The 15,140-nt window shown below is 37.3% G+C and carries 19 protein-coding genes; 7 read left to right on the plus strand and 12 right to left on the minus strand.

Annotated features, from left to right (window positions below; all coding sequences use genetic code 11):
- Positions 1-34 precede the first annotated feature (34 nt).
- Positions 35-997: a cadherin repeat domain-containing protein gene (locus JL102_RS03545; protein WP_202242573.1), complete on the plus strand. Its 963-nt coding sequence runs from the start codon at positions 35-37 to the stop codon at positions 995-997.
- A 113-nt stretch (positions 998-1,110) separates the two neighbouring features.
- On the opposite strand, the gene JL102_RS03550 is transcribed toward JL102_RS03545, so the two are convergent.
- From JL102_RS03550 to JL102_RS03590, 9 genes are all read right to left on the minus strand, one after another.
- Positions 1,111-1,551: a hypothetical protein gene (locus tag JL102_RS03550; RefSeq protein ID WP_202242575.1), complete on the minus strand. Its 441-nt coding sequence runs from the start codon at positions 1,549-1,551 to the stop codon at positions 1,111-1,113.
- A gap of 91 nt (positions 1,552-1,642) precedes the next feature.
- Positions 1,643-1,873, minus strand: a complete 231-nt coding sequence (locus JL102_RS03555; RefSeq protein ID WP_202242577.1) for a ferredoxin — start codon at positions 1,871-1,873, stop codon at positions 1,643-1,645.
- Positions 1,873-3,108 (minus strand): peptidase U32 family protein, encoded by a 1,236-nt coding sequence (locus JL102_RS03560; RefSeq protein ID WP_237390377.1) that lies wholly within the window; start codon positions 3,106-3,108, stop codon positions 1,873-1,875. The genes JL102_RS03555 and JL102_RS03560 overlap by 1 nt, the downstream gene beginning before the upstream one ends.
- Before the next feature lie 78 nt (positions 3,109-3,186).
- Entirely contained in the window at positions 3,187-3,465 is a 279-nt protein-coding gene (locus JL102_RS03565; RefSeq protein ID WP_202242578.1) for a hypothetical protein, read from the minus strand.
- 92 nt (positions 3,466-3,557) lie between these two features.
- The gene (locus tag JL102_RS03570) at positions 3,558-4,583 is read right to left on the minus strand and encodes an LLM class flavin-dependent oxidoreductase (protein WP_202242580.1); all 1,026 of its coding nucleotides are present in this window, start codon (positions 4,581-4,583) and stop codon (positions 3,558-3,560) included.
- Between the two features lie 122 nt (positions 4,584-4,705).
- Positions 4,706-5,329: a nitroreductase family protein gene (locus tag JL102_RS03575; RefSeq protein ID WP_202242582.1), complete on the minus strand. Its 624-nt coding sequence runs from the start codon at positions 5,327-5,329 to the stop codon at positions 4,706-4,708.
- A 50-nt stretch (positions 5,330-5,379) separates the two neighbouring features.
- On the minus strand, positions 5,380-5,799 hold the full coding sequence (locus tag JL102_RS03580) for an organic hydroperoxide resistance protein (protein ID WP_202242584.1): 420 nt from the start codon (positions 5,797-5,799) through the stop codon (positions 5,380-5,382).
- An 11-nt stretch (positions 5,800-5,810) separates the two neighbouring features.
- Complete coding sequence (locus tag JL102_RS03585; protein ID WP_202242586.1) at positions 5,811-6,239, minus strand: MarR family winged helix-turn-helix transcriptional regulator; 429 nt, start codon at positions 6,237-6,239, stop codon at positions 5,811-5,813.
- A gap of 112 nt (positions 6,240-6,351) precedes the next feature.
- Positions 6,352-7,284: a hydrogen peroxide-inducible genes activator gene (locus tag JL102_RS03590; protein WP_202242588.1), complete on the minus strand. Its 933-nt coding sequence runs from the start codon at positions 7,282-7,284 to the stop codon at positions 6,352-6,354.
- A 369-nt stretch (positions 7,285-7,653) separates the two neighbouring features.
- Here JL102_RS03590 and JL102_RS03595 point away from each other — a divergent pair, with 369 nt between their 5' ends.
- The 4 genes from JL102_RS03595 to JL102_RS03610 all read left to right on the plus strand — a co-directional run bounded on the left by JL102_RS03595 (position 7,654) and on the right by JL102_RS03610 (position 10,856).
- Entirely contained in the window at positions 7,654-8,229 is a 576-nt protein-coding gene (locus tag JL102_RS03595; RefSeq protein WP_202242590.1) for a hypothetical protein, read from the plus strand.
- A gap of 215 nt (positions 8,230-8,444) precedes the next feature.
- Complete coding sequence (locus JL102_RS03600) at positions 8,445-8,960, plus strand: GNAT family N-acetyltransferase (RefSeq protein ID WP_202242592.1); 516 nt, start codon at positions 8,445-8,447, stop codon at positions 8,958-8,960.
- Between the two features lie 79 nt (positions 8,961-9,039).
- A complete protein-coding gene (locus JL102_RS03605; RefSeq protein WP_202242594.1) occupies positions 9,040-9,933 on the plus strand; it encodes an AraC family transcriptional regulator in 894 nt (297 codons plus the stop codon).
- Between the two features lie 71 nt (positions 9,934-10,004).
- Positions 10,005-10,856: an SDR family oxidoreductase gene (locus tag JL102_RS03610; RefSeq protein WP_202242596.1), complete on the plus strand. Its 852-nt coding sequence runs from the start codon at positions 10,005-10,007 to the stop codon at positions 10,854-10,856.
- A gap of 78 nt (positions 10,857-10,934) precedes the next feature.
- On the opposite strand, the gene JL102_RS03615 is transcribed toward JL102_RS03610, so the two are convergent.
- Positions 10,935-12,554 (minus strand): NADP-dependent glyceraldehyde-3-phosphate dehydrogenase, encoded by a 1,620-nt coding sequence (locus JL102_RS03615; protein ID WP_237390379.1) that lies wholly within the window; start codon positions 12,552-12,554, stop codon positions 10,935-10,937.
- Positions 12,555-12,627: 73 nt separating this feature from the next.
- The gene (locus tag JL102_RS03620; protein WP_202242598.1) at positions 12,628-13,029 is read right to left on the minus strand and encodes a DUF3592 domain-containing protein; all 402 of its coding nucleotides are present in this window, start codon (positions 13,027-13,029) and stop codon (positions 12,628-12,630) included.
- 148 nt (positions 13,030-13,177) lie between these two features.
- Here JL102_RS03620 and JL102_RS03625 point away from each other — a divergent pair, with 148 nt between their 5' ends.
- Positions 13,178-14,023 (plus strand): alpha/beta fold hydrolase, encoded by an 846-nt coding sequence (locus JL102_RS03625; protein WP_202242600.1) that lies wholly within the window; start codon positions 13,178-13,180, stop codon positions 14,021-14,023.
- Positions 14,024-14,077: 54 nt separating this feature from the next.
- Here the strand turns inward: JL102_RS03625 and JL102_RS03630 are convergent, their stop codons facing one another.
- Positions 14,078-14,575 (minus strand): cupin domain-containing protein, encoded by a 498-nt coding sequence (locus JL102_RS03630; RefSeq protein WP_202242602.1) that lies wholly within the window; start codon positions 14,573-14,575, stop codon positions 14,078-14,080.
- 98 nt (positions 14,576-14,673) lie between these two features.
- On the opposite strand from JL102_RS03630, the gene JL102_RS03635 reads away from it, so the two are divergent.
- Positions 14,674-15,135: a hypothetical protein gene (locus JL102_RS03635; protein ID WP_202242613.1), complete on the plus strand. Its 462-nt coding sequence runs from the start codon at positions 14,674-14,676 to the stop codon at positions 15,133-15,135.
- Positions 15,136-15,140: the final 5 nt, after the last annotated feature.

Consider the following 15,140-nt stretch of genomic DNA (forward strand, 5'->3'; position numbering starts at 1 on the left):
ATTAATTTTTTAAATTTTATTAAAGCATTTCAGAATGAAAAAATCATTGAAATTTGGGGTTCTTTTGGTTATATATATTGCTCTTTTTTCATGTAAGGACGATGATGAAGTTGTTACAACTATTACTGCTTCGGACTACACTACTTCCATAGATGAAAACTCAGATACAGGAACATCAATAGGTACGGTACCTGCAAGCACAAATACAGGTGAAATAATTTTTAGCATAGATTCCCAGACACCTGCTGGTGCAATGCAAATAAATGCCGTGACCGGAGAACTCACAATTGCCGAGGCCTCTATTTTTAATTACGAATTAAATCAAGATATTAAGGCCATTGTAAGGATTAGCGTAGGAGAAATTTTTGAGTTATCAAACGTTACTATCAATCTGAACGACAAAGATGATATTCTACATATTTTATCTACTTCAATTGACTCTTATAATAAAGCTTCAGCCGGAGACTGGATTGAAGTAACAAAAGAAGAATATGATGCCCTAGAAAGCCAGATGTACAAAGTCTCTACTGCGGGCCTAAACGACACCACCTTCATATCTGATACTAATTTACTCAATTCTGGTGCAAAGGATTTTACACTATGCACGAGATCAAATGAAGATGACCTGAACGAAAGCATAGACATAAAGTCGAATGAATATATTTTTGCTTTTAAGTATGTAAGTATGACTGAAGTAGAGAGAAATTCTGATGAAGTTAAAATTTCAAAGGATGGAGATCCTTTAGTGCTAACATCTATAGGCCTACTTCCTACTCATTCAGGTATAGGTGTTCACTACTTCGTGCTAAAAGGAGCTTCCATAGCTAATAGTATGCCAGGTTATTTGGCGTTTTATTCATCAAATTCTACGGGTCACTCAGAGATAAAAGATTATTACCTAATGGCAACGAGTGGTAATGTCAATAAATTCTCTAATTATGTTGAAAATATTATTTATCAATATCAGGGATTAAAAACCTCTGTTAAACAGTGGTAATTATAAATACTTATTAGTAATAAAAGGCCTTTTATTTCCAAAAGGCCTTTTATTTGAAATATCAATTACAGAATAAACACATCAGATTAAGTCATCACGCTCAAGAAATCTCATCATAGCCCCTCCGAAGCCACAATATACCGAAAACCAGGCATTATCTCTATGATTTCTGCTGTACGATAAAGATCAACACTCACGCCTAGCATAGCATGTTGTGCTACCTTTTTTCTACTTTGGTTTTCAGGATCAGTCCACAATACGTTTTTATCTTCATAGACAGGGCGCCATGAAGCTACAAAGGCGAATATTAAATTATGCAGGATCAGTAAAATGAAAGCAATAGTTAGTACTATTCTCTTGGTTTTACTACTCCTATAAATATTGCCGGCTGATAAAATCAATAATAAAAAAGTGCCGCATAACACCACTACTGTAAATAGATCACGAATGACTCTATTTGTGACCTCAATAGGCACCCAATCACATACCCAGAAGCTTAAGGAACCAACAATCACGAAGAAAAAAATGAACTTTTGTATTTTGTAGGATCTCATACCTTTTATCCATACGCAAATAAGGTGTAAAAGGATGTGAGCAAAAAATTAGATTGGAATTAAATATTAATCTATGTGATTGAAAAAAGCCTCACCTTCCCTCATCCACCTGAATAATGCGCATGGGGCAGTTGGCTGCGGCTTGTAGATTTTCATCCAGTTCTACCATGTGTATATCTGTTTGAAAAATGCCTTTTTTCTCTATGCCCCCCACTAGATTGCAGCGACCATCGCGCATGGAAACACGCCAACGGTTGGGGGCTGCTTCTACGCATGCGTTACATCCTATACATTTATTCCGTTGAAAAAGTATACGAGGCATCAGGCATCTACTATTTTATACAACTTATCAGAGGCACGGACTGCATTTTCTATAGGCATAGAAAAAGTATCTCCTTTACTTACATATTCCACTGATAAATCTTCTTTTCTGAGCTCTTCTACATTGGCATAAACTACTCCGGTAGTAGGCCCGGTAATCAATATCTTATCTCCTTTGTTGAGTTGATGGGCCTCCAGCTGAAACTCACCCACCCCTATTTTGCCAAAATATTTTACTCCACGGCCAATGTAAATCTTCTTCTCAGTGGCTTTAGAGCCATAAGTATTATTCCATTCACCCATTTTACGGCCTAGGTAGTAGCCATCCCAAAAACCACGATTATATACTTTAGCCAGACGGTTAGTCCAGTCTTCAATTTTATCTGCGGTGTAAGTACCAGCCTCAATTGCATCTACTGCCTCTTTATAACAGCTTATAGTAGTATCCACATAGTCCGCTGATCTGCCTCTTCCTTCTATTTTCAAAATCTGAACACCTGCTTCTACCACTTTATCTATAAACCCAATGGTACATAAGTCCTTGGCACTCATTATATATTCATTATCTATGGCCAGCTCTGTGCCTTCATCATCAGTCACTACATAGGTTTTTCTGCAATTTTGAATACAGGCACCTCTATTGGCCGAGGCATTATGTGAATGCAAGCTCAGGTAACATTTTCCAGAAACCGCCATACAAAGGGCTCCATGAGCGAAAACCTCTATTCTGATCAGCTCGCCAGAAGGACCGGTAATCTGCTGTCTTTCGATCTCTCTGGTAATATGAGCCACCTGCCTTAAGCTCAACTCACGTGATAGGACCATTACATCAGCAAAAGCACTATAAAACTCAATGGTTTCTATATTGGTAACATTGGCCTGAGTTGAAATATGAACAGGAAGGCCAATTTTTCGGCTATAAGACATCACCGCATGATCTGAAGCAATCACTGCGGACACGCCGCTCTCTTTGGCCTGATCTACCAAAGTTTTCATAAGCCTGATATCATGATCATAAAGCACCGTGTTAATAGTAAGGTAGCTTCTCACCCCCTTTTCATTACATCTCCTTACTATTTCCTTAAGGTCTTCTGTGGTGAAATTAACAGAAGATCGTGCTCTCATATTGAGCTGCTCTACACCGAAATATACTGAATTACAGCCTGCATTTAAAGCTGCAGAGAGTGATTCAAACGAACCAACAGGTGCCATAATTTCTATCTTGCGACTTTGCATCTTACCTATTCTTTTTAAAAACCGGCCGCAAATTTAATCTGTTCTCAAATATGAGAATATGACATTTGTCAGTGATCGCTATGTCATATGTTGGCTTGTATTCCATTGAGACTCAAAATCACTTCTAGAAATAGCAAAGGATTCAAACTCTTCTATATCCAATGAGACCTCACTTAAACCACCATACTCATCTTCCCGAAAATGCTCATGATATTTAAGTACCGTTCCTGTGTCGTAAAATTCCATCTGCCTAATCACTTCTCCTTGATCTGTAGTTTCAAACCACCAGTAAGAAGTACCCCATGAATCATATTCATCTCCTCTTGATTCATTCCAATGCCTCTTAAAGTATTTCATACCTTCATTAATTCATCAAAATAAAAAACCGTATCAATACTGTCATTGATACGGCTTTAATTCATATTGAAATTATGCTTTTCTACCTTCTTTTATGCACTCTGCTCTACCATATTAAGCTCATGCATCACTTCAGAAAAGATAGTGAATGATTTCAACCTGTCTTTAATATCATAAACGTTAGAGGTTACTATCAATTCATTTACGCCAGTATCTTTCAAAAATTGAGCGGTTTTCTCTTTCACAGTATCCTTAGATCCCACAAAAGCATACTTCATCATCCTTTGAAAGGCCGGATTTTCTATAAGCTCTCTTATTTCCGGAGTCATATCAATAGGAGGCTGCAAATAGTCCATCTTATTGGTTAAAACACCTAGCATCATCCTAACCATAGAAGTAGAAAGCCTATCAGCTTCCTCGTCAGTGGCCGCAGCTATAATATTTACTCCTGCAATAGTGTAAGGATCACTCAAATATGCTGAAGGTTTAAAATTATTATAATATATATTCAAAGCATCAAACAGATGAGTAGGTGCAAAATGACTAGCAAATACATAAGGCAGTCCTTTCTCAGCGGCCAGATAAGCACTATCTGTGCTAGAACCTAAAATATACATAGGCACATCTATGCCCTCTGCCATAGTAGCTCTTACGCTTGCCTGAGCATTTTCAGGAGAAAAATATTCCTGAATTTGCTCTATTTCTCTAGGGAAATGGTGTACCGCCTGAATACGGTCTGGTCTAATGGCATGAGCTGTAGTTTGATCTGTACCAGGCGCACGACCAAGGCCAAGATCTATACGACCAGGGTATAACTGCCCTAAGGTGCCAAACTGCTCCGAAACGATAAGCGGCGAATGGTTTGGCAACATAATACCACCAGAGCCCACACGGATAGATTCCGTAGCTCCTGCAATATGACCAATAAGCACTGCTGTTGCAGCGCTCGCAATACTTATCATATTATGATGCTCTGCCAGCCAAAAACGTTTATAACCCAATTTCTCCACATGTCTGGCTAAAGCCACACTATTATCAAAAGAATCTCTAGGAGTACCACCTGAAAGAACAGGGGCAAGCTCCAAAACTGAGTACTTTATATCTTCTCTTCTCTCCATTTAAATTTGTCGTTTAAACTCTAAATATGAGTACGTATTATAGTATATGAAAGATGCTTAAAATAAAAAAAGCTGCATTCAAATCATGAATACAGCTTTATATTTTAAAACTAAGCCAACTTTCACACATGTATTAGCAAATCTTCTTCAGACTTGCCTGTTTTAGGTGCTGCTACGCTATCTCTCTTCTCTATCTTATCACTTAAAAGCATCATAGCAACACTCTTTAACCCTAATTCTTTAAGCCCCAACAGTTTATCAAGGCCCTCAGATTTAAAACTTTCTATTGGAGTGGCCTTCACGTTCGCTTTAACCGCGGCTACCAACCCTACTCCAAAAGCCAAATACGCCTGACGAGCAGCCCACAGAAAATTATTTTCAGGAGTATCTTTTATGTATTCTTCCATTTTAGCGCCCAGAGGTGCCAATTTTTCTGGCGTGAAATTTCTTACTTCAATGTTAATATCTATAAAAGTTTTCACTCTAGCCTCTGTCACCTTATCCCATGCTGCAAATACTAAGAGATGAGAGCAATCTTCGATTTCCTTTTCATCAAAAGTTACAGGAAGTAACTGCCCCTTTAACTCTTGATCTTTTATCACAAAAACCTGAAACGGCTGAACCCCCATAGAGGTAGGAGCCATACGTATTGACTCTAAAATCTCCTGCACTTTATCTTCCGTACTTATGTAACCGCTTTTCTTAGCAGTTTCACTCACTCTATCAACAGCGTCATTTATCCTCATCACTCACCAACTTCAATAATCTATGTTCCAACAGCGAGCAAAGGTAATGATTATTTGGTAGTTACTTCCAACTCTACGTCAATATTATTTCTTGTAGCGTTAGAATAAGGGCAAACTTCGTGCGCTTTTTTCGCTAATTCTTCAGCTGTATCCTGGTCAACATCCGGAATATTAATCTCTAATTTAACAGCAAGACCAAAAGCCTCTCCATTTTTACCAATGCTAACATCAGCAGTAACTGAAGTGGTTCCTGTTTTTACCTTAGCATTTTTTATCATCAGGTTCAATGCACTATCAAAACAAGCCGCATAACCTGCTGCAAATAATATTTCAGGATTTAAATTCTCCTCTGCAGGACCGCCCAACTCTTTAGGCATTTTAACATCTGCATCTAATACGCCGTTTGATGATTTAACGTGTCCATTTCTACCGCCTGTAGCAGTAGCCTGTGCTGTGTATATCGCTTTCATAATTGTATTATTTATTTTTGATTTAACTTATTTAATATTTCATTAAGTCTCGATTTCAGAAAATCATACTCTTCTTTATTCATATCCAAAGACTTTACTATTTCATCTGGAATACATTCTGCCTCCACTTTCATGTTCATACCTGAATCTGTAAGCCTTACTATTAAACTTCTTTCATCTACTTCGCTGCGCTTTCTTTCCAAAATACCCTTACTCTCCATCCGTTTAAGCAGTGGAGTGAGTGTGCCGCTATCTAAGTACAACTGCTCTCCAAGTTCTTTTACTGACAAAGCCTCCTCTTCCCATAGCACCAGCATTACCAGATATTGCGGATAAGTTATATCCAACTTATCTAGCAATGGTCTATAATGCGAGGTGAGCAGCCTTGATATAGCGTGCATTTTAAAGCAAATCTGATTCTCTAAAAGAAATTTATTCATTGCAGGCAATTATATTGTACACAATTTAATAACGTAAAAGCATTCTATAGGTTTCACGATTTTATTTTTTTTCAGTTAATAAGATTAGAATGGCAGCTTACTAACTGTGAGACTACCTCCACTTCACGGTAATGAAGCGCTCGTTCTTTTTAAAGCCATCAGGCACTCCCTTCAAAATATATTTTCTGAGTTTTGAAAGCAATAATTCTTTGGTAAAACTATTATGCACCACTAAGCTTACTTCTCTGGCTGGCTGAGGTTCTTTAAATCGTTTCACAAAATCATTATCATAGCTAGGGTGTACTGCCAACTCCGGTATCAATGTAAAGCCACTATGACTTTGGATCATATTTTTTAAAGTCTCTATAGATCCACTCTCAAAAGATATTCTAGTTTCAGTATTATTATGTCGCTCTTCATCACAAATATTTAATACCTGATTTCTAAAACAGTGACCTTTATCTAATAACCAAAGCCCTTTTCTTTCAATATTAGCAGGATCTGCCGCTTCCTTTTTCAATAGCAGATGATCTCGATGTGCATATACCAGAAAAGGCTCATAAAATAAAGGAATTTCCCGAACATGGCTTTCTGATAAAGGAGTAGCCATAATTCCAATATCTAATGTATTATTTTGAATACCTGCAATAATTTCCTCACTCTGAATCTCCTTTATTTCCAAATAGATATCTGGATGATCATCACTGAAATTTTTCAAAAATAACGGTAATAAATAAGGCGCTATGGTTGGTATTATCCCTATTTTAAATTTTCCTTTGACCTCATTCAATTCCTGATTTACCATTTCTTTAAGGCCTGCCACTTCTCTTAGTATTTGCCGTGCCTTAATAATAAAACGCTCCCCCATTAAAGTAGGTGCTATAGGCTGAGTAGAGCGGTCAAAAATATTAATCCCTATCTCCTCTTCCAGTTTCTTTACTTGCAGTGTAAGTGTAGGCTGGGCTACAAAGCAGCTATCTGCTGCTTTCACAAAATGTCTGTGAGTATCCAACGCTACTATATATTGTAATTGTTGTAAAGTCATTTAAATAGATTTTTATAAGATAGTGAGTGTTAATCATGCCTATTTTATTAAAAGATCAGAGCATCAAATAGCACCCATTTCACTTCAAATATATTTATTTTTTAAATAAATATATTAATTAAATCCGTTTTATAAATAACAAGCCGAAATTCACAGCTTTTAAATCAAATCAGTAATTACTTTTTATTAATCATTATCAACAATTGAATCAGTAGAAATTTCAATTCACTACTCCTCTATAAATATACAATCATGTAGAAATACTTCCTCGCGGAAATGACCCTACAAGGGCTTCATAGCTCAAAATGAGCTAAAACAGGCTTTGGCAACTAATTGGCAATAATTAAGGTACCACCAATGAGAAAGATCATGAAAATAATTATACTTACCATATTTACTCTAATCTCTGGAATTGTGTACGCTCAACCAGCCAACCTAGCTATGGCAGAAACTAATTCCGAAGGAATGGCCCGTATACCAGACGAAGAAAATAGTAACTCTTCAGCTTACCTTAAAAGGAAAGAGATTAAACATTTTATAGAGTCTAATTTTGCAAATAAATCTGAAAAAGCTCTTTATGTTAGTTGTAATGATGACAGTATGTATTACGAGCAAGACACTATAAAAATACACCAGCTACATAAAAATTATTACCCTAACATAGAGTGCTGCAAATTCATAGAATGGGGTATGATTTCAGATTCCAAATTTATTTGGACCGATCTCTCCACCTGCAATCAAAACTATGATAAATCGTACTACCTATCACCTACCATCATTAAGGTGATTGACAAAGGAAATTCTATATTCATAAGAATAGTAAGGAATGACTTAATAGTAGATACGTTTAAAGTAGTAGACATTGAAGAAAAACCATCAAGATATCACAATACTATTAACAAAACCTTATTACTGACTAGAGTAAAAACCGTTCGCAAATCATAATTACACCTAGGACGTCAGATAGAAAGCCGTACTTTTCATTGAGTACGGCTTTTTTATTAGCCTAAAGGCCACTTAACATGATGTTGATTTTTATAAATATCTTTGAAAGAACCAAGGCATAAACTCCTTTATATTATAGTAATAGTTAATGATGGTTCTATTGACTTAATTTTAAAACAGGTCAATTTATTTCAAGGTTATTGACAAATATTGTGATGAATAATCTACCCTCTATTAAAACAAATCGCCTTCTTATCAGAAGTATAAATGAAATGGATATTGAGAATATCTACAGAGGTCTGTCAGACCCTGAAGTTATACAATACTATGGCATAAGTTACAACAGCTTAGAAGCAACCCAAGAGCAGATGGATTGGTACGCAGCTCCTGACCAGTACTGGTGGGCCATAAACTCTGCTGATAATAAAACTTTTTATGGTGCAGCAGGCCTGAATGACGTATTACATCAACACCATAAGGCAGAAATTGGCTTTTGGCTTCTACCTCCTTTTTGGGGACAAGGGATTATACAAGAGGCACTGCCAGAGATCTGTAGATATGGGTACGATAAGCTTAACCTACATAGAATAGAAGGATTTGTAGAATCAGACAATGAAAACAGCAAGAAGGCATTAACAAAACTCAACTTTAAACATGAAGGAACTATGAGAGATTGTGAAATAAAAAATGGTCAGTTTATTAGCCTTGAGATATATGCAAAAATAAAGTGATAATCCTGAAGAATTATTCATCCAAAGTGCAGCAAAAAACTAAAAGTAATTAAGATTATATCAATTAAAACACATAAGCGTGGAGTCATTAGAAGAATTTTATAATCATAAATTTCTATTACCGCCCCAAATCAGGCATCATGAAATAGGCCTTTTTGACATTTTTAATATAGAAGAGAACATAAAGTTTAAATATGAAACCCCAGCTTACGTGCGCAGAGATTTTTATAAAATTATGCTATATGAAGGCAACAATATTTTTCATTTTGGAGATGAAAGTATTCCCGTAGAGGGAACTACCCTGTTATTTTTCAACCCAAGTACCCCCTATTCATACGAACCACTAACACCAGATACTAAAGGTTTTTTCTGCGTTTTTAAAGAAGAGTTTTTCGCAGAAAACCTAAGAATAAGCCTACCCAACTTGCCTTTATTTAAACCAAATGCCAAGCCCATTTTTAAGATTTCCAACGCATTAAAAGCAGACATCTACACTTTATTTGAAAAAATAAAAAAAGAAATAGACTCTGATTTCAGCTATAAATCGGCTCTTATTCAAAGTTATGTCTCTCAAATAGTATATTCTGCATTAAAATATGAACCGCTCCAGGTTAAACCTGGCCCCACAGATGCTAATGCGCGAATTACTTCTGTTTTTCTAGAACTACTAGAAAGACAATTCCCTGTTAAGAGCATAGATCAAAATTTCATATATAGAAAACCAGCACACTTTGCTGATCAACTAGCCGTACATGTAAACTACCTGAACAGAGCCTTAAAAAAAGTTACTGGAAAAACCACCACTGAACATATAGCCGAACGGACGTTGGCTGAAGCCAAAGCATTACTAAAACATACCCATTGGAATATTGCAGAAATAAGTATAGCCCTAGGTTATGAAGATCAGTCTCATTTCAATAGTTTTTTCAAAAAGCATACTCACTATTCCCCTTCCGAATATAGAAATATTTGAATAGCGCAAATTTTGGTTTGGCTTATATAAATTAAGCTCATAACGTCTCACCTAGTTTTGTGTAAAAAACTATGAAGAACACAAAAGTATGGTACATTACCGGAGCCTCAAAAGGCATCGGGTTAGCCCTAACCAATCAATTATTAAAGCTAGGACACCAAGTAGCTGCTACCAGCAGAGACGCTAAAAACCTGGAACACAAAGTAGATGAGCAATACTCAGCTTCCTTTTTACCATTAGAAGTAGATTTAAGCGATGAAATTTCCATCAAAAAGTCGATACAAGCTACAATAAAGCAATTCAAAAAAATAGATGTAGTAGTAAACAATGCCGGCTATGGTACTGGAGGAGCACTGGAAGAGCTTAGCCAAGTTGAAATCCAAAAGAGCTTTGAGATTAACTTCTTCGCTATAATAAAAGTAATACAACAGGCTTTACCTCACATGAGAAAAGAGAAAAGCGGCCATATAATCAACATTTCATCTATTGCAGGATTTGCACCTGGCACAGGGTGGTCTGTATATGGAGCAGCGAAAGCAGCCATAAACGGCCTATCTGAAGGGCTGGCCAATGAACTAAAACCACTAGGTATTCATGTCTCAATAATTTCTCCCGGCTGGTTCAGAACTGCATTTGCCAAAGATGAGTCGATTGAACTCAGTGAAAATCAAATTGAAGACTATAAACACGTCAGAGACGCACATGCAAAATTTAAATCAACTGACGGCCATCAAATTGGAGACCCGGATCAAGTAGCTTACGCACTATTAAAACTTATTGAAGACGAAAACCCACCTGTAAATCTATTTTTAGGTAGTGATGCACACGAAAGAGCTACCGCTAAAATAGGTACTATCATGAATAGCATCAATGAGTGGAAGCAGGTGTCATATTCTACTGACTTTAACATCATCAGTGAATAATAACCAATTATAAGAGAGAAAATAAGGCTTGGGTACAGAGTTTAACCCAAGCCCTATTCTATTCGGCTTCTGAATGATTTACAAAATATAATCTGTATAGACAAAGTTTGAAGCTTTGCTATCTAACAAATCTTTCAAAATCTTATTATTATAGTCATTATCCTTAGACGCCACAAAAGTACGGATAGAGAAAGACCTAAGGGCATCATGAACACTCAGAGTACTTGCTGCACTATCTTTTCTACCTGTAAAAGGATAAACATCCGGTCCTCGCTGGCAGGAGCTGTTCAGATTCACCCTGCACACCAGGTTCACCAAAGTGTCTATTAGTGGTGCAATGGTATTTACATTTTTACCAAATAAGCTTACCTGCTGCCCATAGCTGGAATCAGCCATATCATCAAGAGGCTCATCTATACTTTTAAAGGACAGCACTGGTATTACGGGCCCAAATTGCTCCTCTTCATACACTCGCATATTTTTAGTAACGGGATATAATACTGCGGGGAATATGTAGTTTTCTGTAGTCTTCCCTCCTCGCTCATTAATAATTGAAGCGCCTTTAGCTTCTGCATCATCAATAAGTTCTTTTATGTAAGCTGGTTTTCCTGGCTCGGGCAGCGGGGTTAACTTCACCTCCGGATCCCAAGGATTCCCAAACTTCAGAGCATCCACCTTTGCAGAAAACCTCCTATTAAATTCTTCTCTGACATCCTCATGCACGTAAATGATTTTCAAAGCAGTGCAGCGCTGCCCATTAAATGAAAGCGTGCCTGCAATACATTCATCTATAGCCAGGTCCAGATCGGCATCTGGCAATATAATGGCAGGATTTTTAGCCTCCAGACCTAACACCAATCTCAGTCTGTTTTTATGCGGATGCTGATCTTGAAGTGCTATAGCGGATTTACTATTGCCTATCAGAGCTAACACATCGATGCGTCCTGTTTTCATAATAGGAGCCGCTACTTCCCTACCTCTACCATAGATAATATTCACTACACCCCGCGGAAAGCTGCTCTTAAAAGCCTCTAACAACGGCGTAATTAGTAACACGCCATGCTTAGCAGGCTTAAAAATAGCGGTATTACCCATGATCAAAGCTGGTATGAGCAAAGCGAAGGTTTCATTGAGCGGATAATTATATGGCCCCAAACAAAGCACTACCCCTAACGGGCCTCGGCGTATATGCGCATGCACACCTTGGTGTTTATGAAACTTAGCACTATCTCGGTCTAGCTGCTTATAATCTTCAATAGTATCGTAGATATATTCTACCGTTCTATCAAACTCCTTCTCCGAGTCTGGCAGGCTCTTACCGATTTCCCACATGAGCAATTTCACCACCTCATCTCGCTTTAACTTCATCTGCTCCACGAAACGCTCCATACAACTTACACGGTCTGTCACCTTCATTGTAGGCCATATACCCTGCCCTTTGCCATAAGCATCGCAGGCTGAGTGTAGAGCTTCCAAGGCTCCTTCTTCGGTCATATAAGGGATACTCCCGAGCAAAGTAGGTCCGGATACACCATTTTCACCTTCCGAAATAATAGACGAGTATACTTCAGTGGTTTTTCCACTCCATTTTTTTAACTCGCCATTGACCAAATAGGTGTTTTGATGAATCAATTCTTTGATTTGATACTTAGAAGGAATAATTTCCTGAATCATTTCCATAGGCTTAGGTTTTAACATTAAAGTATTAGGTAGATTAGATAAATTGGACACAACCTTATCAGCTGCTTCCATCAATATAATAATTTAAGATTTAATCAGGAAAAATATTAATGTATCCCAGCCAGTGCATACCGCAAATGACCACTGCTATTAAACCAACAGCCATTAATATTTTATAAACCACCTCGGTATACACCGGGTCGTCTATCATAAAGTCCTGAGGGTTCTGTGCGCTATAAATGATAGGAATTTGATCACCCTTCTTATATTTCGGAGGGTTTGAACCAATATTTAATTTCTCAATAAATACCTCGTCGTTTTCAGTAGTATAATTAATGATAGGATAATACATATTTTTCTGTAGAACAAAATCATTTACCCTCGCCATGGTGCGCTTGCCCTTAGACATTAACTCCTGGCATTTAAGGTAAAAGTAAAGGCCTATTATAAAAAGTATGCCTCCTAGTATTAATGGAACCCATATTTGAATCATGTCGATAGCTTTAAATACTTCAATTTCAAGAATATAATTTCAACTATTTACACCAATACCTTACACGATTCTAAAATTAAATCAATTTAAAGAACAATATAAAGTTTTTCGTGGTTCATTACCTACATTAAACATAACAGCTAAAAACATGGAATATTTTAAATCACAAACCGATGAAGGTGAAATTAGCCTCTTCTACCAAGAACAAGGCCATGGTCAACCTGTAGTTTTCATACATGGCTGGCCTCTTAACCATGATATGTGGAAATTTCAGATGCAGGAGCTCTCTCAGCAAAATTTCCGTTGTATTGCCTATGACAGAAGAGGCTTCGGACAATCAGACAAGCCTAAGTCTGGTTATGACTATGACACGTTAGCGGCCGACCTTAACGCACTTCTCACCCAGTTGGATCTTAATAATGTAATATTGGTAGGCTTCTCCATGGGCGGAGGAGAAGTAGTGAGATACATCACAAATCATGGTTCAGATCGCATTTCTAAAATAGTGTTGCTCAGCTCAATAGCTCCATTTTTATTAAAAACTGTAGATAACCCTGAAGGAGTTCCTGAAAGTGCTCTCAATGAATTAGCCGCCAATATTAAAAATGATAGAGCTGCCTTTTTTAACGATTTTTTCAAAAGCTTCTATGGAGCTGACCAAGGCCTCGATGTAAGCCAGCCTGTATTAGACTGGACTTATCAAATGGCGATGGAAGCAGACTTAAACGCTACTTTAGAAAGCATTAACACCTGGGGGAAAACAGATCTCAGAAAAGAGATTCAAAATATTCAGGTGCCCGCTCTGGTCATACATGGAAAAAAAGACACTACCGTTCCCATTAAAGCTACTGCAGACCAAGCCACTAAGCTACTGCCTAGTGCGGAATACATAGTATATGATAATGCTGCTCACGGATCTTACTATAATATGATGGAGAATATTAATAAATCCATCATCAACTTTGTACATATAGAAGAAATGCAAAACGCATGAAATATGGGTTGTCTCATTTTCTCTATTCTCACAGTTACAATGAGGCAACCTTTACTACTGACGGGAAAGTTCTCTTATAATTTTTTCATGATCAGGATATTTATTTATCAAATGTGCCTTTGAAGGCATATCAAAATCTTTAAAATCAAAACCTGGGGCTACCGTGCAGCCTACCAGAGCAAAATCTCCGGATTGCCCTAAACGCGAGCCGAACCAACTATCAGCTGGCACTACATACTGAAACACTTCTCCATCACTTATATTTCTTCCTAGCTTTACCATTTCATACTTACCATCAGGATGTATAATGTGTATCTCCAAAGCAGATCCATCATAAAAGTGCCACATTTCATCTGACTTAATACGATGAAAAGCAGAGAAATCACCTTTGCCTAACATAAAGTAAATACCCGTACTTACGCTTCTTCCTCCTTCAAAACCGAAAAAATCCGCCTTTAAACCTGATCGATAAGTCTCTTTATAATATCCACCTTCGGGGTGTGGTAATAAGCCTAAATTATCTATCCAGTGTTGCTTTGAATATGTAGTCATAATCATAAATATATAGCACCAACATTATAAATACTAAAGTTACCTATGCCCTTTAGGGGTGAAATGTTAATTTTGAAACCCCAATAAGTAAATGTACCATGTACGATCGTGATGAAGAGAATAATGTAAACCCGCAGGAGCTGCCTATTTATCTTAAAGGAAAAGAGATCTACCACCTTACAGAACAGATCACTGACCTGATACCAGAGAATGAGTTAATGCTCTATACCTATAGGGAATACATGTTAGAGGATGCTTGCCAGCTCACGGCAAAGGTAGCTGGAGCTGAAGCGGCGGATCTATATGACTTACGCATGGAAAATGCTGTGCTCATAAGAAAAGCGGCTCGTGACCTAATAGCTCACTGTGGAGCCCTTGAAAGTATGGGATTCTCTCAAAAAGTCTATCTCAAACTGATCAGAGAAGCCATTGAAGAGTATCGACTGCTATTTATTGACTGGGTAAATACTTTTGATCAGCGAAATTATATCAAAGATCAATGGAGATTATTCAATCCTCCGGGAGTGGACATAGATGAAACCGATAGTAAAAATGATTAACTAAT

The sequence above is a fragment of the Fulvivirga sediminis genome (genome assembly GCF_016757215.1).
Classification (GTDB): domain Bacteria; phylum Bacteroidota; class Bacteroidia; order Cytophagales; family Cyclobacteriaceae; genus Fulvivirga; species Fulvivirga sediminis.